Origin of the sequence: Pseudomonas sp. SG20052 (genome assembly GCF_031766055.1) — a bacterium.
GTDB lineage: Bacteria > Pseudomonadota > Gammaproteobacteria > Pseudomonadales > Pseudomonadaceae > Aquipseudomonas > Aquipseudomonas mandelii.
On sequence record NZ_CP134498.1, the window covers coordinates 6,057,474 to 6,077,823 of the forward strand.

At 55.3% G+C, this 20,350-nt stretch carries 32 protein-coding genes; 1 reads left to right on the top strand and 31 read right to left on the bottom strand.

Features of this window, described 5'->3' with window-relative positions; genetic code table 11:
- Positions 1-118: 118 nt before the first annotated feature.
- A complete protein-coding gene (gene uvrA / locus RHP74_RS27850; protein WP_010467278.1) occupies positions 119-2,953 on the top strand; it encodes an excinuclease ABC subunit UvrA in 2,835 nt (944 codons plus the stop codon).
- A 65-nt stretch (positions 2,954-3,018) separates the two neighbouring features.
- Here the strand turns inward: uvrA and bfr are convergent, their stop codons facing one another.
- From bfr to tuf, 31 genes are all read right to left on the bottom strand, one after another.
- Positions 3,019-3,483 (bottom strand): bacterioferritin, encoded by a 465-nt coding sequence (bfr, locus tag RHP74_RS27855; RefSeq protein WP_010467276.1) that lies wholly within the window; start codon positions 3,481-3,483, stop codon positions 3,019-3,021.
- A 149-nt stretch (positions 3,484-3,632) separates the two neighbouring features.
- Positions 3,633-5,087, bottom strand: coding sequence for a catalase (locus tag RHP74_RS27860; RefSeq protein ID WP_010467275.1), 1,455 nt, complete (start codon positions 5,085-5,087; stop codon positions 3,633-3,635).
- A 209-nt stretch (positions 5,088-5,296) separates the two neighbouring features.
- Positions 5,297-5,683 carry a 50S ribosomal protein L17 gene (rplQ, locus tag RHP74_RS27865; RefSeq protein WP_008145500.1) on the bottom strand — a complete coding sequence of 129 codons (387 nt, stop codon included), beginning with the start codon at positions 5,681-5,683 and terminating at the stop codon, positions 5,297-5,299.
- Between the two features lie 42 nt (positions 5,684-5,725).
- Positions 5,726-6,727, bottom strand: coding sequence for a DNA-directed RNA polymerase subunit alpha (locus tag RHP74_RS27870; RefSeq protein WP_003176403.1), 1,002 nt, complete (start codon positions 6,725-6,727; stop codon positions 5,726-5,728).
- A 22-nt stretch (positions 6,728-6,749) separates the two neighbouring features.
- A complete protein-coding gene (gene rpsD / locus RHP74_RS27875; protein WP_003210056.1) occupies positions 6,750-7,370 on the bottom strand; it encodes a 30S ribosomal protein S4 in 621 nt (206 codons plus the stop codon).
- A gap of 18 nt (positions 7,371-7,388) precedes the next feature.
- A complete protein-coding gene (gene rpsK / locus RHP74_RS27880; protein ID WP_002555466.1) occupies positions 7,389-7,778 on the bottom strand; it encodes a 30S ribosomal protein S11 in 390 nt (129 codons plus the stop codon).
- A gap of 30 nt (positions 7,779-7,808) precedes the next feature.
- The gene (gene rpsM / locus RHP74_RS27885) at positions 7,809-8,165 is read right to left on the bottom strand and encodes a 30S ribosomal protein S13 (protein ID WP_003186020.1); all 357 of its coding nucleotides are present in this window, start codon (positions 8,163-8,165) and stop codon (positions 7,809-7,811) included.
- Positions 8,166-8,295: 130 nt separating this feature from the next.
- Positions 8,296-8,412, bottom strand: a complete 117-nt coding sequence (gene rpmJ, locus RHP74_RS27890; protein ID WP_002555468.1) for a 50S ribosomal protein L36 — start codon at positions 8,410-8,412, stop codon at positions 8,296-8,298.
- A gap of 27 nt (positions 8,413-8,439) precedes the next feature.
- Positions 8,440-9,768: a preprotein translocase subunit SecY gene (gene secY / locus RHP74_RS27895; RefSeq protein ID WP_007896784.1), complete on the bottom strand. Its 1,329-nt coding sequence runs from the start codon at positions 9,766-9,768 to the stop codon at positions 8,440-8,442.
- Positions 9,769-10,206, bottom strand: a complete 438-nt coding sequence (gene rplO, locus RHP74_RS27900; protein ID WP_010467269.1) for a 50S ribosomal protein L15 — start codon at positions 10,204-10,206, stop codon at positions 9,769-9,771.
- A gap of 3 nt (positions 10,207-10,209) precedes the next feature.
- Complete coding sequence (gene rpmD, locus RHP74_RS27905; RefSeq protein WP_003186033.1) at positions 10,210-10,386, bottom strand: 50S ribosomal protein L30; 177 nt, start codon at positions 10,384-10,386, stop codon at positions 10,210-10,212.
- 2 nt (positions 10,387-10,388) lie between these two features.
- Positions 10,389-10,889, bottom strand: coding sequence for a 30S ribosomal protein S5 (gene rpsE / locus RHP74_RS27910; RefSeq protein WP_007943782.1), 501 nt, complete (start codon positions 10,887-10,889; stop codon positions 10,389-10,391).
- A 3-nt stretch (positions 10,890-10,892) separates the two neighbouring features.
- Positions 10,893-11,243: a 50S ribosomal protein L18 gene (gene rplR / locus RHP74_RS27915; protein WP_003186037.1), complete on the bottom strand. Its 351-nt coding sequence runs from the start codon at positions 11,241-11,243 to the stop codon at positions 10,893-10,895.
- A gap of 10 nt (positions 11,244-11,253) precedes the next feature.
- Positions 11,254-11,787 carry a 50S ribosomal protein L6 gene (gene rplF / locus RHP74_RS27920; RefSeq protein ID WP_003176412.1) on the bottom strand — a complete coding sequence of 178 codons (534 nt, stop codon included), beginning with the start codon at positions 11,785-11,787 and terminating at the stop codon, positions 11,254-11,256.
- 12 nt (positions 11,788-11,799) lie between these two features.
- Positions 11,800-12,192 carry a 30S ribosomal protein S8 gene (rpsH, locus tag RHP74_RS27925; RefSeq protein WP_003186040.1) on the bottom strand — a complete coding sequence of 131 codons (393 nt, stop codon included), beginning with the start codon at positions 12,190-12,192 and terminating at the stop codon, positions 11,800-11,802.
- 209 nt (positions 12,193-12,401) lie between these two features.
- The gene (gene rpsN, locus RHP74_RS27930; protein ID WP_003176414.1) at positions 12,402-12,707 is read right to left on the bottom strand and encodes a 30S ribosomal protein S14; all 306 of its coding nucleotides are present in this window, start codon (positions 12,705-12,707) and stop codon (positions 12,402-12,404) included.
- A gap of 13 nt (positions 12,708-12,720) precedes the next feature.
- Positions 12,721-13,260, bottom strand: coding sequence for a 50S ribosomal protein L5 (gene rplE, locus RHP74_RS27935; RefSeq protein ID WP_003176415.1), 540 nt, complete (start codon positions 13,258-13,260; stop codon positions 12,721-12,723).
- Positions 13,261-13,280: 20 nt separating this feature from the next.
- Positions 13,281-13,595, bottom strand: coding sequence for a 50S ribosomal protein L24 (gene rplX, locus RHP74_RS27940; protein WP_003176416.1), 315 nt, complete (start codon positions 13,593-13,595; stop codon positions 13,281-13,283).
- An 11-nt stretch (positions 13,596-13,606) separates the two neighbouring features.
- Positions 13,607-13,975 carry a 50S ribosomal protein L14 gene (gene rplN, locus RHP74_RS27945; protein ID WP_002555479.1) on the bottom strand — a complete coding sequence of 123 codons (369 nt, stop codon included), beginning with the start codon at positions 13,973-13,975 and terminating at the stop codon, positions 13,607-13,609.
- A gap of 23 nt (positions 13,976-13,998) precedes the next feature.
- A complete protein-coding gene (gene rpsQ / locus RHP74_RS27950; RefSeq protein WP_003176419.1) occupies positions 13,999-14,265 on the bottom strand; it encodes a 30S ribosomal protein S17 in 267 nt (88 codons plus the stop codon).
- A gap of 2 nt (positions 14,266-14,267) precedes the next feature.
- A complete protein-coding gene (gene rpmC / locus RHP74_RS27955; RefSeq protein WP_008030901.1) occupies positions 14,268-14,459 on the bottom strand; it encodes a 50S ribosomal protein L29 in 192 nt (63 codons plus the stop codon).
- Complete coding sequence (rplP, locus tag RHP74_RS27960; RefSeq protein WP_007896757.1) at positions 14,459-14,872, bottom strand: 50S ribosomal protein L16; 414 nt, start codon at positions 14,870-14,872, stop codon at positions 14,459-14,461. The genes rpmC and rplP overlap by 1 nt, the downstream gene beginning before the upstream one ends.
- A 12-nt stretch (positions 14,873-14,884) precedes the next feature.
- Positions 14,885-15,571, bottom strand: a complete 687-nt coding sequence (rpsC, locus tag RHP74_RS27965) for a 30S ribosomal protein S3 (RefSeq protein ID WP_003176422.1) — start codon at positions 15,569-15,571, stop codon at positions 14,885-14,887.
- A 13-nt stretch (positions 15,572-15,584) separates the two neighbouring features.
- On the bottom strand, positions 15,585-15,917 hold the full coding sequence (gene rplV, locus RHP74_RS27970; protein WP_003103908.1) for a 50S ribosomal protein L22: 333 nt from the start codon (positions 15,915-15,917) through the stop codon (positions 15,585-15,587).
- Between the two features lie 13 nt (positions 15,918-15,930).
- Positions 15,931-16,206, bottom strand: coding sequence for a 30S ribosomal protein S19 (rpsS, locus tag RHP74_RS27975; RefSeq protein WP_002555486.1), 276 nt, complete (start codon positions 16,204-16,206; stop codon positions 15,931-15,933).
- A 16-nt stretch (positions 16,207-16,222) separates the two neighbouring features.
- Positions 16,223-17,047: a 50S ribosomal protein L2 gene (gene rplB / locus RHP74_RS27980; protein WP_003176423.1), complete on the bottom strand. Its 825-nt coding sequence runs from the start codon at positions 17,045-17,047 to the stop codon at positions 16,223-16,225.
- Between the two features lie 14 nt (positions 17,048-17,061).
- Entirely contained in the window at positions 17,062-17,361 is a 300-nt protein-coding gene (gene rplW, locus RHP74_RS27985; protein WP_002555488.1) for a 50S ribosomal protein L23, read from the bottom strand.
- Positions 17,358-17,960, bottom strand: a complete 603-nt coding sequence (gene rplD / locus RHP74_RS27990; RefSeq protein WP_007896707.1) for a 50S ribosomal protein L4 — start codon at positions 17,958-17,960, stop codon at positions 17,358-17,360. The genes rplW and rplD overlap by 4 nt, the downstream gene beginning before the upstream one ends.
- A 12-nt stretch (positions 17,961-17,972) precedes the next feature.
- Positions 17,973-18,608, bottom strand: a complete 636-nt coding sequence (rplC, locus tag RHP74_RS27995) for a 50S ribosomal protein L3 (protein ID WP_003186059.1) — start codon at positions 18,606-18,608, stop codon at positions 17,973-17,975.
- Positions 18,609-18,688: 80 nt separating this feature from the next.
- Positions 18,689-19,000, bottom strand: coding sequence for a 30S ribosomal protein S10 (gene rpsJ / locus RHP74_RS28000; RefSeq protein ID WP_003186070.1), 312 nt, complete (start codon positions 18,998-19,000; stop codon positions 18,689-18,691).
- A 156-nt stretch (positions 19,001-19,156) separates the two neighbouring features.
- On the bottom strand, positions 19,157-20,350 hold the full coding sequence (gene tuf, locus RHP74_RS28005) for an elongation factor Tu (RefSeq protein WP_007896660.1): 1,194 nt from the start codon (positions 20,348-20,350) through the stop codon (positions 19,157-19,159).

Here is a 20,350-nt window from a genome sequence, read left to right on the forward strand (position 1 = left end):
CGCGCTCCGCTGACAGACTCTTCATGTAAGACACAACTCCGCTCGTTTGATAGTGTGCATCCATCCAGTATTTGGCCGTATACTCCTACGTTTTCGACGCCCGCCAAGCGAGGCCACTTTGGACAAGATCCTGATTCGTGGGGCCCGAACCCACAACCTGAAGAACATCGACCTGACCCTGCCACGGGACAAACTGATCGTCATCACCGGCCTGTCCGGATCCGGCAAATCGTCCCTGGCGTTTGACACGCTGTATGCCGAAGGCCAACGCCGCTATGTCGAATCACTGTCGGCCTATGCCCGGCAGTTTTTGTCGATGATGGAAAAGCCTGACGTCGACACCATCGAAGGTTTGTCGCCAGCCATTTCCATCGAACAGAAATCGACCTCGCATAACCCGCGCTCGACGGTCGGCACCATCACCGAAATCTACGACTACCTGCGCCTGCTGTACGCACGCGTGGGTATTCCACGTTGCCCGGATCACGACATTCCGCTGGAAGCGCAAACCGTCAGCCAGATGGTCGACCTGGTCCTCGCGCAACCGGAGGGCAGCAAGCTGATGCTGCTGGCCCCGGTGATTCGCGAGCGCAAAGGCGAACACCTTTCGGTCTTCGAAGAACTGCGCGCCCAGGGCTTTGTCCGGGCCCGGGTCAACGGCAGGATCTGCGAACTGGATGAGCTGCCGAAGCTGGATAAGCAAAAGAAGCACTCGATTGATGTAATAGTCGACCGCTTCAAGGTCCGCGCCGATCTGCAGCAGCGCCTGGCCGAGTCGTTCGAAACCGCGCTGAAACTGGCGGACGGGATCGCACTGGTCGCGCCGATGGACGACGAGCCCGGCGAAGAGATCATCTTCTCCGCGCGCTTCGCCTGCCCGATTTGCGGCCATGCGATCAGCGAGCTGGAACCCAAGCTGTTCTCCTTCAACAACCCTGCCGGCGCTTGCCCGACCTGCGATGGTCTGGGGGTCAAGCAGTTCTTCGACATCAAGCGTCTGGTGAATGGCGAGTTGACGCTGGCCGAGGGCGCTATTCGCGGCTGGGACAGGCGCAACGTCTATTACTTCCAGATGCTCGGGTCGCTGGCTTCGCACTACAAGTTCAGCCTGGAAGTGCCGTTCAACGACCTTTCGGCGGATCAGCAGAAATTCATTCTGCATGGCAGCGGTTCGCAAAACGTCGACTTCAAGTACCTGAACGACCGCGGCGATATCGTCAAACGCTCGCACCCGTTCGAAGGCATCGTGCCGAACCTGGAACGCCGCTATCGCGAAACCGAGTCGGCTTCAGTGCGTGAAGAGCTGGCCAAGTTCCTCAGCACCCAGCCCTGCCCGGATTGCCGTGGCACGCGCTTGCGTCGAGAGGCGCGGCACGTCTGGGTGGGCGAGAAGACGCTGCCGGCGGTGACCAATCTGCCGATTGGCGATGCTTGCGAGTATTTCGGCATACTGAAGCTCACGGGCCGTCGCGGTGAAATTGCCGACAAGATTCTCAAGGAAATCCGCGAGCGCCTGCAGTTCCTGGTCAACGTAGGCCTCGACTATCTTTCGCTGGATCGCAGCGCCGACACGTTGTCCGGCGGTGAAGCTCAGCGGATTCGCCTGGCCAGCCAGATTGGCGCCGGCCTGGTGGGGGTTCTGTACATCCTCGATGAGCCGTCGATCGGTCTGCATCAACGTGATAACGATCGGTTGCTCGGCACACTCAAGCACCTGCGCGACATCGGCAACACGGTGATCGTGGTCGAGCATGACGAAGACGCTATTCGCCTGGCCGACTACGTGGTGGACATCGGGCCGGGCGCGGGGGTCCACGGTGGGCATATTGTTGCCGAAGGGACGCCGGCCGAAGTGATGGCGCATCCTGATTCGTTGACCGGCAAGTACCTGTCGGGTCGAGTAAAGATTGCCGTTCCAGCCAAACGCACACCGCGCAACAAGAAGTTGTCACTGTCGCTCAAGGGCGCTCGCGGTAACAACTTGCGCAATGTCGACCTGGACATTCCGATAGGTCTGTTGACGTGCGTGACCGGTGTGTCCGGCTCGGGCAAATCGACGCTGATCAACAATACGCTGTTTCCCTTGAGCGCTACGGCACTCAACGGTGCAACGACGCTTGAGGCGGCCGCCCACGACAGCATCAAGGGACTGGAGCATCTGGATAAGGTCGTCGATATCGACCAGAGCCCTATCGGCCGAACGCCGCGCTCCAATCCGGCGACCTACACCGGGCTGTTCACGCCGATTCGCGAACTGTTCGCCGGCGTACCGGAATCACGCTCACGCGGTTATGGTCCGGGACGCTTCTCCTTCAACGTGAAGGGCGGACGCTGCGAAGCGTGTCAGGGCGATGGCCTGATCAAGGTGGAAATGCACTTCCTGCCGGACATCTATGTCCCGTGCGACGTCTGCAAGAGTAAGCGTTACAACCGCGAGACACTGGAAATCAAGTACAAAGGCAAGAGCATCCACGAAACCCTCGAGATGACCATCGAGGAAGCGCGGGTGTTCTTTGACGCGGTTCCTGCGCTAGCGCGCAAGCTTCAGACATTGATGGACGTAGGTCTGTCCTACATCAAGCTGGGGCAATCGGCGACGACGTTGTCGGGCGGTGAAGCCCAAAGGGTGAAGCTCTCCCGTGAACTGTCCAAGCGCGATACCGGCAAGACGCTGTACATCCTCGACGAACCAACCACCGGCTTGCACTTCGCGGATATTCAGCAATTGCTCGACGTACTGCATCGACTGCGCGACCACGGCAACACTGTGGTGGTGATCGAGCACAACCTGGACGTGATCAAGACCGCCGACTGGTTGGTGGACCTGGGGCCGGAAGGCGGCTCCAAGGGCGGCCAGATCATTGCGGTTGGTACCCCGGAGGAAGTGTCCGAGATGAAGCAATCTCACACCGGCTTCTACCTCAAGCCGCTGCTGGCTCGCGACAAGGCCTGAATCGGGCCCACGAAAAAGCCCCTGTCACTTCATCGGTGACAGGGGCTTTTTTGTATAGGGAGCAATCAGGCGTGAGATTGCAGGTAGTTCTCAAGACCGATCAACTTGATCAGACCCATCTGCTTTTCAAGCCAGTAGGTGTGGTCTTCTTCAGTGTCATGCAATTGAACCCGCAGCATCTCGCGGCTGACATAGTCCTGGTGTTGCTCGCAGAGTTTGATGCCCTTGCAGAGCGCGGCGCGGACTTTATATTCAAGTCGCAGGTCAGCGGCGAGCATGTCCGGCACAGTGGTGCCTACATCAAGGTCGTCCGGACGCATGCGCGGCGTGCCTTCGAGCATCAGAATCCGACGCATCAGGGCATCAGCGTGCCCGGCCTCTTCTTCCATCTCGTGGTTGATGCGTTCGTAGAGCTTGGTGAAACCCCAGTCCTCATACATCCGCGAATGGACGAAATACTGATCACGCGCCGCCAGTTCGCCGGTCAGCAACGTGTTGAGGTAATCGATTACGTCTGGGTGCCCTTGCATCGCCCTACATCTCCCTGCATGAAAGTCTGTAGTTTGAACCAAGGCGACTGTTTGGTCACTCCGTTTACGCGATAAAAGCGAAGATATTCTGAGAAAAGTGGTTCAAATAACGCAAAAACCGCCCAAATGAGGGCGGTTCTGCTTCTCGTTTAGACTTCGTTAAGCTGTACACCCAACGCCCTTGCAATTGCTTCTCCATACGCCGGATCGGCCTTGAAGAAGTGCTGCAATTGACGATCAATCACATCACCGGAAACGCCGGCCATGGCTCCGGCAATGTTGTTGGTCAGCAGCGCTTTCTGCTCGTCACTCATGAGTCGGAACAGAGCACCTGCATGGCTGTAGTAGTCGGAGTCTTCACGATGATCGTAACGATCAGCGGCACCGCTCAATGCCAACGGTGGCTCAGCGTAGCGAGGCGCTTGTTTCGGCGAATCGACGTAGCTGTTCGGCTCATAGTTAGGTGCTGCACCGCCATTGCTGCCGAATGCCATCGAACCATCACGCTGATAGCTATTCACCGGGCTGCGGGGCGCATTCACCGGTAGTTGCTGATGATTGGTGCCAATGCGGTAGCGGTGCGCGTCGGCATAAGCGAACACGCGGCCCTGGAGCATGCGGTCCGGAGAAAGACCAACGCCCGGGACCATGTTGCTCGGGCCGAATGCCGCTTGCTCGACTTCGGCAAAGTAGTTTTGCGGATTGCGATTGAGCTCCAGCTCGCCGACTTCGATCAGCGGAAACTCTTTCTGCGACCAGGTTTTGGTCACATCGAACGGGTTCTCATAGTGCGCCGCGGCCTGAGCCTCGGTCATGATCTGAATGCACACACGCCATTTCGGGAAGTCACCGCGCTCAATCGCCCCGAACAGGTCACGCTGCGCGTAATCCGGATCGGTACCGGCCAAACGTGCCGCTTCTGCAGGCGCCAGGTTTTTGATGCCTTGCTGAGTCTTGTAGTGCCACTTCACCCAGTGCCGCTCGCCATTGGCGTTGATCAAGCTGTAGGTGTGGCTACCAAAGCCGTGCATGTGACGATAGCCGTCAGGAATGCCACGGTCGGAGAACAGAATAGTGACCTGGTGCAGCGCCTCAGGCGAGTGCGACCAGAAGTCCCACATCATCTGCGCACTTTTCAGATTGCTCTGCGGCAGACGCTTTTGGGTGTGGATAAAGTCCGGAAATTTCAACGGATCACGGATGAAGAACACGGGCGTGTTGTTGCCGACGATATCCCAGTTACCTTCCTCGGTGTAGAACTTCAGGGCAAAGCCACGCGGATCGCGCTCGGTATCGGCCGAACCCCGTTCGCCGCCAACCGTAGAAAAGCGCAGGAACGTCGGAGTTTGTTTGCCGACCGATTCAAACAGTTTGGCGCTGGTGTACGGGGTGATGTCGCGAGTGACAGTAAACGTGCCGTAAGCACCCGAGCCCTTGGCGTGTACACGGCGCTCAGGGATGTTCTCGCGATTGAAGTGGGCAAGCTTTTCGATCAGGTGAAAGTCGTCGAGCAGCAGCGGGCCACGAGGGCCGGCGGAACGGGAATTCTGGTTGTCGGCGACAGGAGCGCCACTGGCGGTGGTCAGCGTTTTATTTTGACTCATGCGATCTCTTCCTCTGTCAGTCTTTAACTGCCGGCTAATCGGCTGAGGGGGAGTATTGATCAGGAACGTTACAGCTACAAATTCATTGCGTTGCGACTATCGATAGAAAATTACTAATTACCTTTCTATTCATGCATTGATGGCAATGCTTTTCGAGCGCGCACAAAAAACCGGGCACTAGGCCCGGTTCTTCGTTTCAGACTGACGTCTTACTCAGCGGATACAGCTTCACCACCGGCAGGACGATCAACCAACTCGACATACGCCATAGGCGCGTTGTCGCCAGTGCGGAAACCGCACTTGAGGATGCGCAGGTAGCCACCCTCACGGGTAGCGTAACGCTTGCCCAGGTCGTTGAAGAGCTTACCAACGATAGCTTTCGAACGAGTACGGTCGAAAGCCAGACGGCGGTTAGCCAGGCTGTCTGTCTTGGCCAAAGTGATCAGCGGCTCAGCAACGCGACGCAGTTCTTTAGCTTTTGGCAGTGTAGTTTTGATCAGCTCGTGCTCGAACAGCGACACCGCCATGTTTTGAAACATGGCCTTGCGGTGCGAGCTGGTGCGGCTCAGGTGACGACCACTTTTACGATGACGCATGGTTCATTCCTTACCAAACACAACGTTCGGTGATTACGACGATCAGGCAGTCGCCTTGTCGTCCTTCTTAAGACTTGCAGGCGGCCAGTTGTCGAGGCGCATGCCGAGGGACAGACCGCGGGAGGCCAGAACGTCCTTGATTTCAGTCAAGGATTTCTTGCCAAGGTTCGGAGTCTTCAACAGCTCTACTTCGGTACGCTGAATCAGGTCACCGATGTAGTAGATGTTTTCCGCCTTAAGGCAGTTAGCCGAACGTACAGTCAGTTCCAGATCGTCAACCGGGCGAAGCAGGATCGGATCGATCTCGTCTTCCTGCTCGATAACCACTGGCTCACTGTCACCTTTGAGGTCGACGAACGCAGCCAGCTGCTGTTGCAGAATGGTTGCAGCGCGGCGGATAGCCTCTTCAGGATCCAGGGTACCGTTGGTTTCCAGATCAATAACCAGCTTGTCCAGGTTAGTACGCTGCTCGACACGGGCGTTTTCCACCACGTATGCGATACGGCGAACCGGGCTGAACGAAGAGTCAAGCTGCAAGCGACCGATGCTGCGGCTTTCGTCTTCATCGCTCTGACGCGAGTCTGCCGGTTCATAACCACGACCACGAGCTACGGTGAGCTTCATGTTCAGGGCGCCGTTAGACGCCAGGTTAGCGATTACGTGATCGGGGTTAACGATCTCGACATCATGATCCAGCTGAATATCGGCAGCGGTAACCACCCCCGAACCCTTCTTCGACAAGGTCAGCGTAACTTCGTCACGACCGTGCAGCTTGATAGCCAGACCTTTAAGGTTCAACAGGATTTCAATTACGTCTTCCTGTACGCCTTCGATGGCGCTGTACTCATGGAGCACACCGTCAATCTCGGCCTCGACTACTGCACAGCCGGGCATTGAGGACAACAGGATGCGTCGCAGCGCGTTGCCCAGGGTGTGGCCGAAACCACGCTCGAGAGGCTCGAGAGTGATCTTGGCGCGGGTTGGACTGACAACCTGCACATCAATATGGCGGGGTGTCAGGAACTCATTTACCGAAATCTGCATGGATGCACCTATTTTCTAGCCCTTACTTGGAGTAGAGCTCGACAATCAGGCTTTCGTTGATGTCGGCGGACAGATCACTGCGAGCAGGAACGTTCTTGAAAACGCCCGACTTCTTCTCAGTGTCTACTTCTACCCATTCTACGCGGCCACGTTGGGCACACAGATCGAGAGCTTGGACAATGCGAAGTTGGTTCTTTGCTTTCTCGCGAATCGCGACCACGTCACCAGCACGAACCTGGTAGGACGGTACGTTTACGGTCTGACCGTTAACGCTGACGGATTTGTGCGATACCAGCTGACGGGATTCGGCACGAGTAGAGCCAAAACCCATACGGTATACAACGTTGTCCAGACGGCATTCGAGCAGTTGCAGCAGGTTTTCACCGGTTGCACCTTTCTTGCCAGCAGCTTCTTTGTAGTAGCCGCTGAATTGACGCTCGAGAACGCCGTAGATACGACGGACCTTCTGCTTTTCACGCAGTTGGGTGCCGTAATCGGACTGGCGACCGCGGCGTTGGCCGTGGATACCAGGTGCTGCTTCGATGTTGCACTTCGATTCGATCGCGCGCACGCCGCTCTTCAGAAAGAGATCGGTGCCTTCGCGACGAGCGAGTTTGCATTTTGGACCAATGTAACGAGCCATTCTTTACAATCTCCTGGATTACACGCGGCGCTTCTTCGGCGGACGGCACCCGTTGTGCGGGATTGGCGTCACGTCGGTGATGCTGGCGATCTTGTAGCCACAGCCGTTCAAAGCGCGGACTGCAGATTCACGACCTGGGCCTGGACCTTTGACGTTAACGTCGAGGTTTTTCAGACCGTATTCCAGCGCAGCTTGACCAGCACGTTCAGCAGCTACTTGAGCAGCAAACGGGGTGGACTTGCGGGAACCGCGGAAACCCGAACCACCGGAGGTAGCCCAGGAAAGAGCGTTGCCTTGACGGTCGGTGATGGTCACGATTGTGTTGTTAAAAGATGCATGGATGTGGGCGATGCCATCAACCACTGTCTTTTTAACTTTTTTACGAGGACGAGCAGCAGGTTTAGCCATGATTAATTTCCTGTCGATTCGCTGGGGCGATTACTTGCGGATCGGCTTACGCGGACCTTTACGGGTACGCGCGTTAGTCTTGGTACGCTGACCGCGCACTGGAAGACCACGACGATGACGCAGACCGCGATAGCAACCGAGGTCCATCAAACGCTTGATTTTCATGTTGATTTCGCGACGCAGGTCACCTTCAGTGGTGAACTTCGCCACTTCGCCACGCAGCTGTTCAATCTGCTCGTCGCTCAGATCCTTGATCTTTGCGGCTGGGTTTACCCCAGTCACTGCACAGATCTTCTGCGCAGTAGTGCGACCAACACCATAGATGTAGGTCAGCGAGATAACAGTATGCTTGTTATCTGGAATGTTAACGCCTGCAATACGGGCCATTCAGTGGGACTCCAATTGACAGCTACCTACGCCCCGGAAGCCAAGAAATAGGGCGCGAGATAATATCGCTGTAATAACAAATAATCAACCCGGTAGCGCACTAGCTACCGGGCTTGAAGCACAATCACACTCAGCCTTGGCGCTGTTTGTGACGCGGTTCCGCGCTGCAAATTACTCGAACAACACCTTCGCGGCGAATAATCTTGCAGTTGCGGCACAGCTTTTTCACCGATGCACGAACTTTCATCACCAACTCCTCGAACCTTATGGGTACTCAGCGCAACATGCCGCTGCCGTAACCCTTCAGGTTGGCTTTCTTCATCAGGGATTCGTACTGGTGCGAAACGAGGTGCGATTGTACTTGGGACATGAAGTCCATCACAACCACGACGACGATCAGCAACGAGGTCCCGCCAAGGTAGAACGGAACGTTTGCTGCAACCACCAGGAACTGGGGCAACAGGCATACGGCCGTCATATATAGAGCACCGAACAGGGTCAAACGAGTCAGAACGCCATCAATGTAGCGCGCAGACTGCTCACCTGGACGGATGCCCGGAATAAAGGCACCGGACTTCTTCAGGTTTTCCGCTACGTCTTTCGGATTGAACATCAACGCCGTATAGAAGAAGCAGAAGAAAATAATCCCTGCACTAAACAGCAGAATATTCAACGGCTGACCAGGAGCGATCGACTGCGAGATGTCCTGCAGCCAGCCCATACCTTCAGACTGACCGAACCAGGTACCCAACGAAGCCGGGAACAGCAAAATGCTGCTCGCGAAAATGGCCGGAATAACACCGGCCATGTTCACCTTCAACGGCAAGTGGCTAGTCTGCGCAGCAAAGACCTTACGACCCTGCTGACGCTTGGCGTAATGAACAGCAATACGACGCTGACCACGCTCAATGAACACCACAAAACCGATAATCGCTACTGCCAGCAAACCGATGGCAACCAAGGCAAAAATGTTGATATCACCCTGACGCGCAGACTCGAAAGACTGCCCGATCGCTCTCGGAAGACCGGCGACGATACCTGCGAAAATCAACATCGAGATACCGTTGCCAACACCACGCTCAGTAATCTGCTCACCCAGCCACATCATGAACATCGCACCAGCCACAAACGTGGATACCGCGACGAAATGGAAGCCAAAGTCACCAGTGAACGCAACGCCCTGCCCCGCCAGACCAATGGACATGCCAATTGCCTGAACGAGAGCGAGGACGACAGTGCCGTAGCGGGTGTACTGGGCAATCTTGCGACGCCCAGCTTCACCTTCCTTCTTCAACTGCTCCAGCTGCGGGCTGACGGCTGTCATCAGTTGCATGATGATCGATGCCGAAATGTACGGCATGATCCCCAGTGCAAAGATACTCATCCGCTCCAGCGCGCCGCCGGAAAACATGTTGAACAAGCTAAGAATGGTCCCCTCATTCTGTCGAAACAGGTCCGCGAGTCGGTCCGGGTTGATACCTGGAACCGGGATGTGTGCGCCTATTCGGTAGACGATAATCGCCAGGAACAGAAAACGCAGACGAGCCCAGAGTTCAGACATACCGCCTTTGCCGAGCGCAGAGAGAGCACCTTGCTTAGCCATTTATTCCTCGAACTTGCCGCCAGCTGCTTCGATAGCCGAACGCGCACCTTTGGTGGCGCCGATTCCCTTTCCGATGGTAACAGCGCGAGTAACTTCCCCGGACAGCATGATTTTCACACGCTGTACGTTGACGTTGATCACGTTGGCATCTTTCAGGGACTGCACAGTGACGATGTCGCCTTCCACTTTAGCCAGCTCGGACAGACGCACTTCTGCGCGGTCCATGGCCTTCAGGGAAACGAAACCGAACTTAGGCAGGCGACGATGCAGCGGCTGTTGACCGCCTTCAAAGCCTGGAGCAATGGTGCCACCGGAGCGGGAGGACTGACCTTTGTGGCCACGGCCACCGGTCTTGCCCAAACCACTACCGATACCACGGCCCGGACGATGCTTTTCGCGACGGGAACCCGGCGCTGGACTCAGATCATTGAGTTTCATCGATTAACCCTCGACACGCAGCATGTAGTAAGCCTTGTTGATCATCCCGCGATTCTCGGGAGTATCAAGTACTTCTACAGTGTGACCGATGCGACGCAGACCCAGACCCTTAACGCACAGTTTGTGGTTAGGGATGCGGCCGGTCATGCTTTTGATCAGCGTAACTTTAACGGTAGCCATGATCAGAAGATCTCCTTGACGCTTTTGCCACGCTTGGCGGCAATGGATTCAGGAGACTGCATAGCTTTCAAACCTTTGAAAGTGGCGTGAACCACGTTTACCGGGTTAGTCGAGCCGTAGCACTTGGCCAGAACGTTCTGAACGCCAGCAACTTCGAGGACAGCACGCATAGCGCCGCCAGCGATGATACCGGTACCTTCAGAAGCAGGCTGCATGTACACCTTCGAAGCGCCGTGACCGGACTTCATTGCGTACTGCAGAGTGGTGCCGTTCAGATCAACTTGGATCATGTTGCGACGAGCAGCTTCCATTGCCTTCTGGATCGCAGCAGGCACTTCACGTGACTTGCCACGGCCGAAGCCAACACGCCCTTTACCATCACCTACCACGGTCAACGCGGTGAAAGTGAAGATACGGCCGCCTTTAACGGTTTTGGCTACGCGGTTAACTTGAACCAGCTTCTCAATGTAGCCTTCGTCGCGCTTTTGGTCGTTATTTGACATAACTTAGAACTCCAGCCCAGCTTCACGAGCAGCATCAGCCAGCGCCTTGACGCGGCCGTGGTACTTGAAGCCAGAGCGGTCGAAAGCCACCTGCGAGACGCCAGCGGCTTTTGCACGCGTAGCGACCAGCTGGCCAACCTTAGTGGCCGCGTCGATGTTGCCAGTGGCGCCATCACGCAGTTCTTTATCCAAAGTCGAGGCAGATGCCAGGACTTTGTTGCCGTCGGCCGAAATGACCTGGGCGTAGATGTGCTGCGACGAGCGGAACACGCAGAGACGCACGACTTCGAGTTCGTGCATTTTCAGGCGTGCTTTGCGAGCGCGACGCAGTCGAGTAACTTTTTTGTCGGTCATTTGCTATGCCCTACTTCTTCTTGGCTTCTTTACGACGGACGACTTCGTCCGCGTAGCGCACACCTTTGCCTTTGTACGGCTCTGGTGGACGGAAGTCGCGGATCTCGGCGGCCACTTGACCTACCAGCTGCTTATCGATGCCCTTGATCAGGATATCGGTCTGGCTAGGAGTCTCAGCGGTGATGCCTTCCGGCAGTTCATAATCCACTGGGTGCGAGAAGCCAAGAGCCAGGTTCAGCACTGTGCCTTTTGCTTGCGCTTTGTAACCAACACCGACCAGCTGGAGCTTACGCTCGAAGCCTTGGCTTACGCCTTGGACCATGTTGTTTACCAACGCACGAGTGGTACCAGCCATTGCGCGAGTTTGTTGATCGCCATTGCGAGCAGCGAAACGCAGCTCACCAGCTTCTTCAACGATCTCAACGGACGAATGGATGTTCAGTTCGAGAGTGCCCTTGGCACCCTTCACCGAAAGCTGTTGGCCTGCGAATTTTACTTCGACACCGGCTGGCAGCTTAACGGGGTTCTTAGCGACGCGTGACATGCTTATCCCCCCTTAGAACACAGTGCAAAGAACTTCGCCGCCGACACCGGCAGCGCGCGCAGCACGATCCGTCATCACACCTTTGTTGGTGGAGACGATAGACACACCGAGACCGCCACGAACTTTTGGCAGATCATCGACGGACTTGTACTGACGCAGGCCTGGACGGCTAACGCGCTTCACTTCCTCGATGACCGGACGGCCTTCGAAGTACTTCAGCTCGATGGACAGCAGTGGCTTGATTTCGCTGCTGATCTGATAACCCGCAATGTAACCTTCGTCCTTCAGGACTTTGGCAACAGCTACCTTCAAAGTAGAAGATGGCATGCTTACGACGGACTTTTCAGCCATCTGGGCATTACGGATTCGAGTTAGCATGTCCGCTAACGGGTCCTGCATACTCATGGGCTAGACGCTCCTAATACAAAAAAATTAGCCTTGCGGCTACTACTTGTCGCCGAGCTCATCCATGCGGAAAAAGCACGGGCTCAGGCGAGCCGGGTATTCTAGACACACCCCACAAATGAATCAAGCCCCAAAAGGGGCTTGATTCAAGTTCAAGGTCACCGGTGGTCAGGATCTTGCGATCCCGAACACCGAGACTTTGATAGTGCTTACCAGCTGGCTTTAACCAGACCAGGTACGTCACCACGCATTGCAGCTTCACGCAGTTTGTTACGGCCGAGGCCGAACTTGCGGTAAACGCCGTGTGGACGACCGGTCAGGCGGCAGCGGTTACGCATGCGCGAGGCGCTTGCGTCACGTGGCTGCTTCTGCAGAGCTACTGTAGCTTCCCAACGTGCTTCTGGACTTGCGTTCAGATCAACGATGATAGCTTTCAGTGCTGCACGCTTTTTGGCGTACTTGGCAACCGTGAGCTGACGCTTCAGCTCGCGGTTTTTCATGCTCATCTTGGCCATTTTCCTACTCCAATCAGTTGCGGAACGGGAATTTGAAAGCACGCAACAGGGCGCGACCTTCATCATCGTTCTTGGCAGTGGTGGTCAGGGTAATGTCCAGACCGCGGAGAGCATCGATCTTGTCGTAGTCGATTTCCGGGAAGATGATCTGCTCTTTTACGCCCATGCTGTAGTTACCACGACCATCGAAGGACTTGGCATTCAGGCCGCGGAAGTCGCGAACCCGAGGCAGGGAGATCGACAGCAGACGATCCAGGAATTCGTACATACGCTCACGGCGCAGAGTCACTTTGACGCCGATCGGCCAACCTTCACGGACTTTAAAGCCAGCGATGGATTTCCGAGCGTAAGTCACAACGACTTTCTGACCGGTGATCTTTTCCAGGTCGGCAACAGCGTGCTCGATGACTTTTTTGTCACCGACAGCTTCGCCCAGACCCATGTTCAGGGTGATTTTGGTAACGCGTGGAACTTCCATCACGTTCGAAAGCTTAAGTTCTTCCTTAAGCTTCGGTGCGATTTCCTTCCAGTAAATCTCTTTTAGTCGTGCCATGGTCTTCTACCTAGCAGTGTTCAAGCATCAACCGCTTTTTGGGTCGACTTGAAGACACGAATTTTCTTGCCGTCTTCTACTTTGAAACCAACGCGGTCAGCCTTGTTGGTTTCGCCGTTGAAAATGGCGACGTTAGAAGCGTCCAGTGGAGCTTCTTTTTCGACGATACCGCCTTGTACGCCCGACATCGGGTTAGGCTTGGTATGACGCTTAACCAGGTTCAGACCACCAATAACCAGACGGTTATTAGCGAGAACCTTAAGCACCTTACCGCGCTTACCTTTGTCTTTGCCGGCGATCACGATGATCTCGTCGTCACGACGAATCTTTTGCATGTCGGATCTCCTTACAGCACTTCTGGGGCGAGCGAGACGATCTTCATGAACTTCTCAGTACGAAGTTCACGGGTCACTGGCCCAAAGATACGGGTGCCGATCGGCTCTTGCTTGTTGTTCAGAAGAACAGCAGCGTTGCCATCAAAGCGGATAATGGAGCCATCAGCACGGCGTACGCCGTGACGAGTGCGGACTACAACAGCAGTCATCACTTGGCCTTTTTTCACTTTACCGCGAGGAATTGCTTCCTTGACGGTAACTTTGATGATGTCACCGATACCAGCGTAACGACGATGGGAGCCACCCAGCACCTTGATGCACATAACACGGCGAGCGCCAGAGTTATCGGCCACATCGAGCATGGATTGAGTCTGAATCATATAATTTCTCCGACCCCTAGTCCTTAGACTTCCACAGCGCGTTCGAGAACATCAACCAGCGCCCAAGACTTAGTCTTGGCCAAAGGACGAGTTTCACGAATAGTGACTTTGTCGCCGATGTGGCACTGATTGGTTTCGTCGTGCGCGTGCAGCTTAGTCGAACGCTTAACATATTTACCGTAGATCGGGTGCTTAACGCGACGCTCGATCAGAACGGTGATGGTCTTGTCCATTTTGTCGCTGACAACACGGCCAGTCAGCGTACGGACGGTTTTTTCGGCTTCAGCCATGATTACTTACCTGCCTGCTGTTTGAGCACAGTCTTCACGCGAGCGATGTCACGCTTAACTTGCCGGAGCAGGTGAGACTGCCCCAACTGGCCAGTTGCTTTCTGCATGCGCAGATTGAACTGGTCGCGCAGCAGGCCGAGCAGTTGCTCGTTAAGCTGCGGCGCGTCTTTTTCACGAAGTTCATTCGCTTTCATCACATCACCGTCCGTTTAACAAAAGCGGTGGCGAGCGGCAGCTTTGCAGCAGCCAGGGCAAAAGCCTCACGCGCCAGCTCTTCAGAAACGCCCTCGATTTCATACAGGACTTTGCCTGGCTGAATCTGGGCTACCCAGTACTCCACACTACCCTTACCTTTACCCATCCGAACTTCGAGTGGCTTTTTGGAGATAGGCTTGTCCGGGAATACACGGATCCAGATCTTGCCGCCACGTTTAACGTGACGGGTCAGAGCACGACGCGCTGACTCGATCTGACGAGCGGTGAGACGACCACGAGCTACAGACTTCAGCGCGAACTCGCCGAAGCTGACTTTGCTACCGCGCTGAGCCAGACCACGGTTGTGGCCTGTCATCTGCTTGCGGAACTTCGTACGCTTTGGTTGCAACATTTGGCGTACCCCTTACTTAGCAGCTTTTTTACGAGGCGCTGGTGCTTGTGGTTTCAGTTCTTCTTGGCGACCACCAATTACTTCGCCTTTGAAGATCCAAACCTTTACACCGATCACACCGTAAGTGGTGTGAGCTTCGTAGTTGGCATAGTCGATGTCGGCACGCAGGGTGTGCAGTGGCACACGACCTTCGCGATACCATTCAGTACGTGCGATTTCAGCACCGCCGAGACGACCGCTCACTTGGATTTTGATGCCTTTGGCACCAATGCGCATGGCGTTTTGTACAGCGCGCTTCATAGCGCGACGGAACATTACGCGACGCTCCAGCTGCTGAGCTACGCTCTGCGCAACCAACATACCGTCGAGTTCCGGCTTGCGGATTTCTTCGATATTGATGTGCACAGGCACACCCATTTGTTTGGTCAGGTCCTGACGCAGTTTCTCAACATCTTCACCTTTCTTCCCGATAACGATACCTGGACGAGCGGTGTGGATGGTGATACGTGCAGTTTGAGCCGGACGATGGATATCGATACGGCTTACGGACGCGCTTTTTAGTTTGTCTTGGAGATACTCACGCACCTTCAGATCAGCGAACAAATAGTCCGCATAAGTCCGACCGTCTGCGTACCAGACGGAGGTGTGTTCCTTGACGATTCCCAGGCGAATGCCAATGGGATGTACTTTCTGACCCATCTCTTCGACTCCGTTACTTGTCAGCAACCTTGACAGTGATATGGCAAGACCGCTTGACGATGCGATCAGCACGGCCTTTGGCACGTGGCATGATTCGCTTCAGCGAACGCCCTTCGTTGACGAAAACGGTGCTGACCTTGAGGTCATCAACGTCTGCGCCTTCGTTATGCTCGGCGTTGGCTACGGCCGACTCCAGCACTTTCTTCATGATCTCGGCGGCTTTCTTACTGCTGAAAGCCAACAGGTTGAGCGCTTCGCCCACCTTCTTCCCGCGGATCTGGTCGGCGACCAAGCGGGCTTTCTGGGCGGAGATTCGAGCGCCCGACAACTTAGCGGCTACTTCCATCGTTCCTTACCCCTTAACGCTTGGCTTTCTTGTCTGCCACGTGCCCACGATATGTGCGGGTACCGGCAAACTCGCCTAGTTTGTGGCCGACCATGTCTTCGTTCACGAGAACTGGAACATGTTGACGACCGTTATGAACTGCAATGGTCAGACCGACCATTTGTGGCAGGATCATCGAACGACGCGACCAGGTTTTAACTGGTTTGCGATCGTTCTTTTCCGCCGCCACTTCGATCTTCTTCAGTAGGTGAAGATCAATAAAAGGACCTTTTTTCAGAGAACGTGGCACTGTCGTATCCCTCTATTTACTTGCGACGACGGACGATCATTTTGTCGGTACGCTTATTACCACGAGTCTTCGCGCCCTTAGTCGGGAAGCCCCATGGCGATACCGGATGACGACCACCAGAGGTACGACCTTCACCACCACCATGTGGGTGGTCAACCGGGTTCATGGCAACACCACGAACGGTTGGGCGAACGCCACGCCAGCGTTTGGCACCAGCTTTACCCAGCGAACGCAGGCTGTGCTCGGAGTTCGAGACTTCACCCAGGGTCGCGCGGCATTCAGCCAGCACTTTACGCATCTCACCAGAACGCAGACGCAGGGTCACGTAGACACCTTCACGAGCGATCAGCTGAGCCGAAGCACCAGCGGAACGAGCGATTTGCGCGCCTTTACCTGGCTTCAATTCGATGCCGTGTACGGTGCTACCAACTGGAATGTTACGCAGTTGCAGAGCGTTGCCCGGCTTGATCGGCGCCAAAGCACCTGCGATCAGCTGGTCGCCAGCACTCACGCCTTTAGGGGCGATGATGTAGCGACGCTCGCCATCTGCGTACAGCAGCAGAGCGATGTGAGCAGTACGGTTTGGATCGTATTCGATACGCTCGACAGTGGCAGAGATGCCATCTTTGTCGTTGCGACGGAAATCGACCAGACGATAATGCTGCTTATGGCCACCACCGATGTGACGAGTGGTAATGCGACCATTGTTGTTACGACCACCAGTCTTCGATTTTTTCTCGAGCAGCGGTGCGTGAGGAGCGCCTTTATGCAGCTCCTGGTTGACCACCTTGACCACAAAACGGCGGCCAGGGGAAGTCGGTTTGCATTTAACGATTGCCATGATGCACCCCTTCCTTACTCAGCACTGCTGCTGAAATCGAGATCTTGGCCTGGCTGAAGGGAGATAACTGCCTTCTTCCAGTCATTACGCTTGCCCAGACCGCGAGCAGTGCGCTTGCTCTTACCCAGAACATTCAGGGTAGTAACACGCTCTACTTTCACGCTGAACAGGCTTTCGACGGCCTTCTTGATTTCCAGCTTGGTTGCGTCAGTTGCAACCTTGAAAACGAACTGGCCTTTCTTGTCAGCCAGAACCGTAGCCTTCTCGGAAACGTGCGGGCCAAGCAGAACTTTAAATACGCGTTCCTGGTTCATCCCAGCAGCTCCTCGAATTTCTTCACGGCCGACACGGTGATCAACACCTTGTCGTATGCGATCAGACTAACTGGATCGGAACCTTGCACATCACGTACATCAACGTGTGGCAGGTTACGAGCAGCCAGGTACAGGTTCTGATCAACTACTTCAGACACGATCAAGACGTCAGTCAGGCCCATGCCGGTCAGTTTGTTCAGCAGATCTTTGGTCTTCGGTGCATCAACAGCGAAGTCCTGAACCACAACCAGACGATCAGTACGCACCAGCTCAGCAAGGATGGAACGCATTGCTGCGCGATACATCTTCTTGTTCAGCTTCTGGGTGTGATCCTGAGGACGAGCTGCGAAAGTGGTACCGCCGCCACGCCAGATTGGGCTACGGATAGTACCGGCACGAGCACGGCCAGTACCTTTCTGACGCCATGGGCGCTTACCGCCACCACGAACGTCGGAACGGGTCTTTTGCTGCTTGCTACCTTGACGGCCGCCGGCCATGTAGGCCACGACTGCTTGGTGAACCAGCGTCTCGTTGAATTCGCCGCCAAATGTCAGTTCGGAAACTTCGATCGCTTGAGCGTCATTTACATTTAATTGCATGTCAGCTTCCCCTTAACCGCGAGCCTTGGCTGCTGGACGTACAACCAAGTTGCCGCCAGTAGCGCCAGGAACAGCGCCCTTGACCAACAACAGATTGCGTTCAGCGTCCACGCGCACTACTTCGAGGGACTGCACGGTCACGCGCTCAGCGCCCATATGACCGGACATTTTTTTGCCCTTGAATACACGACCAGGAGTCTGGCACTGGCCGATAGAGCCTGGAACGCGGTGGGACACGGAGTTACCGTGGGTATTATCTTGCCCGCGGAAGTTCCAACGCTTGATCGTACCCTGGAAGCCTTTACCCTTGGACTGACCGGTTACATCAACCAGTTGACCAGCGGCGAAGATTTCAGCGTTGATCAGATCGCCGGCCTGGTACTCGCCTTCTTCAAGGCGGAATTCCATTACGGTACGACCAGCGGCAACGTTCGCTTTAGCGAAGTGGCCAGCTTGAGCGGCTGTAACACGCGAAGCACGACGCTCGCCTACAGTGACTTGCACTGCACGATAGCCATCGGTCTCTTCAGTTTTGAACTGGGTGACGCGATTCGGCTCGATCTCAATGACCGTGACCGGAATGGAGACACCTTCTTCGGTGAAAATACGGGTCATACCGCATTTACGACCGACTACACCAATAGTCATGTTGTAAACCTCATGAGTGTACGGGGCTTTCACCCGCTATGGCCGCCCATTTCAGAGCGTTACACGACTAAGACCGAGTCTTAGCCGAGGCTGATCTGTACTTCCACACCGGCCGCCAGATCAAGCTTCATAAGAGCATCAACGGTTTTATCCGTTGGCTGGACGATGTCCAGTACGCGCTTATGAGTACGGATCTCGTACTGGTCACGCGCGTCTTTGTTGACGTGCGGGGAGACCAGAACGGTGAACCGCTCTTTACGGGTAGGCAGTGGAATTGGACCACGCACTTGAGCACCAGTACGTTTCGCGGTTTCCACGATTTCCTGGGTGGATTGGTCGATCAGGCGATGGTCAAAAGCCTTCAACCTGATACGGATTTGCTGATTTTGCATTGGATTTCAGACTCCGGCTGCTATTCCCACCGAGCGCAATACGCCCGTTAAAAGGAGGCGCAATTCTATAGACGCCCCATATAGGTGTCAACCCAATAAAAAAGCCCCCGCTAAGCGGGGGCTTTTTCAATTCATCAAAGCCAACTCGAAAAGAGCTTACTCGATGATTTTGGCTACGACGCCAGCGCCGACGGTACGACCGCCTTCACGGATAGCGAAACGCAGACCGTCTTCCATTGCGATGGTCTTGATCAGGGTGACAACCATTTTGATGTTGTCGCCCGGCATTACCATTTCAACGCCTTCCGGCAGTTCGCAGTTACCAGTCACGTCAGTAGTACGGAAGTAGAACTGTGGACGGTAGCCTTTGAAGAACGGAGTGTGACGACCGCCTTCTTCTTTGCTCAGAACGTAGACTTCAGCTTCGAACTTGGTGTGCGGCTTGACCGAACCTGGCTTAACCAGAACCTGGCCACGCTCAACGTCGTCACGCTTGGTACCGCGCAGCAGAACGCCGCAGTTCTCGCCAGCACGACCTTCGTCGAGCAGCTTACGGAACATTTCAACACCGGTGCAGGTGGTGACGGTAGTGTCACGCAGACCAACGATTTCCAGTGGATCCTGAACCTTGACGATACCGCGCTCGATACGGCCAGTTACAACAGTACCGCGACCGGAGATCGAGAATACGTCTTCGATTGGCATCAGGAACGGCTTGTCGATAACGCGAACTGGATCTGGAATGTAGCTGTCCAGAGTCTCAACCAGCTTACGAACGGCAGTGGTGCCCATTTCGTTGTCGTCTTGGCCGTTCAGAGCCATCAGAGCCGAACCGATGATGATCGGAGTGTCGTCACCTGGGAAGTCGTAAGTGCTCAGCAGGTCGCGCACTTCCATCTCAACCAGTTCCAACAGCTCAGCGTCGTCAACCATGTCAGCCTTGTTCAGGAAGACAACGATGTACGGAACGCCAACCTGACGGGACAGCAGGATGTGCTCACGGGTTTGTGGCATCGGACCATCAGCGGCCGAGCAAACCAGGATAGCGCCGTCCATCTGAGCAGCACCGGTGATCATGTTCTTCACGTAGTCAGCGTGACCTGGGCAGTCAACGTGAGCGTAGTGACGGATCAGCGAGTTGTATTCAACGTGCGCGGTGTTGATGGTGATACCACGAGCCTTTTCTTCCGGAGCGCTGTCGATTTTGTCGAAAGCAACAACGGCCGAACCGAAAACTTCGGAGCAGACGCGAGTCAGAGCAGCGGTCAGCGTGGTTTTACCGTGGTCGACGTGACCGATGGTGCCAACGTTGACGTGCGGGAGGGTACGGTCAAATTTTTCTTTAGCCAC